8 tRNA genes and 1 rRNA gene are annotated in these 951 nt (G+C 51.8%); all 9 read left to right on the top strand.

The window, feature by feature from the left end:
- The 9 genes from rrf (at nucleotide 1) to ACSZLD_RS16780 (ending at nucleotide 825) form a co-directional block, all read left to right on the top strand.
- Nucleotides 1–116, top strand: a 5S ribosomal RNA gene (gene rrf / locus ACSZLD_RS16820).
- Between the two features lie 8 nt (nucleotides 117–124).
- Nucleotides 125–200 (top strand) — tRNA-Val (locus ACSZLD_RS16815).
- 5 nt (nucleotides 201–205) lie between these two features.
- Nucleotides 206–281 (top strand) — tRNA-Thr (locus ACSZLD_RS16810).
- 7 nt (nucleotides 282–288) lie between these two features.
- Nucleotides 289–364, top strand: a tRNA-Lys gene (locus ACSZLD_RS16805).
- Between the two features lie 9 nt (nucleotides 365–373).
- Nucleotides 374–462: transfer RNA gene (locus tag ACSZLD_RS16800), tRNA-Leu, on the top strand.
- A gap of 7 nt (nucleotides 463–469) precedes the next feature.
- A tRNA-Gly gene (locus ACSZLD_RS16795) sits at nucleotides 470–544 on the top strand.
- Between the two features lie 30 nt (nucleotides 545–574).
- Nucleotides 575–651: transfer RNA gene (locus ACSZLD_RS16790), tRNA-Arg, on the top strand.
- Between the two features lie 4 nt (nucleotides 652–655).
- Nucleotides 656–732: transfer RNA gene (locus ACSZLD_RS16785), tRNA-Pro, on the top strand.
- Between the two features lie 17 nt (nucleotides 733–749).
- Nucleotides 750–825: transfer RNA gene (locus tag ACSZLD_RS16780), tRNA-Ala, on the top strand.
- Nucleotides 826–951 lie beyond the last annotated feature (126 nt).

Genomic DNA, 951 nt, shown 5'->3' with positions numbered 1-951 from the left:
CCAGTAGCGACAGCGGTGAGGTCACACCCGTTCCCATGCCGAACACGGAAGTTAAGCTCACCAGCGCCGATGATAGTTGGGGGCTCTCCCCCTGCGAAAGTAGGACGTTGCTGGATTTTAATATGGAGGATTAGCTCAGTTGGGAGAGCACCTGCCTTACAAGCAGGGGGTCGGCAGTTCGAGCCTGTCATCCTCCACCATTTAAGCTGGCCTAGCTCAATTGGTAGAGCAACTGACTTGTAATCAGTAGGTTGGGGGTTCAAGTCCTCTGGCCAGCACCACTTTTGAGAGCCATTAGCTCAGTTGGTAGAGCATCTGACTTTTAATCAGAGGGTCGAAGGTTCGAGTCCTTCATGGCTCACCATTTTTATATGCGGATGTGGCGGAACTGGCAGACGCGCTAGAATCAGGCTCTAGTGTCCTTTACCGGACGTGGGGGTTCGACTCCCTTCATCCGCACCATACTTAAGCGGGAGTAGTTCAGTGGTAGAACACCACCTTGCCAAGGTGGGGGTCGCGAGTTCGAATCTCGTCTTCCGCTCCATTATCTCCTTGAATATAATTTTATAGCCATGCGCCCGTAGCTCAATTGGATAGAGCGTCTGACTACGGATCAGAAGGTTAGGGGTTCGACTCCTCTCGGGCGCGCCATTATCGGGAAGTAGCTCAGCTTGGCAGAGCACTTGGTTTGGGACCAAGGGGTCGCAGGTTCAAATCCTGTCTTCCCGACCATTTCAACCCTTTTATACGGGGCCTTAGCTCAGCTGGGAGAGCGCCTGCCTTGCACGCAGGAGGTCAGCGGTTCGATCCCGCTAGGCTCCACCAATTTGATCTTTGAAAACTAAACAAAAGACAAGAAGAAGGAAAGAGAATGAATCATTCTCTGTCAATTTTTGAAATACAGGAATCTTTAGCCAGATTCCGTTCTGACCGACCGGGAAACCGGGAGGA

Source organism: Alkalicoccus luteus, from assembly GCF_052061695.1.
Taxonomy (GTDB): domain Bacteria; phylum Bacillota; class Bacilli; order Bacillales; family Salisediminibacteriaceae; genus Alkalicoccus; species Alkalicoccus luteus.
The sequence above is the reverse complement of the archived record's forward strand: the minus strand, read 5'-3'. Positions and strand labels throughout refer to the sequence as shown.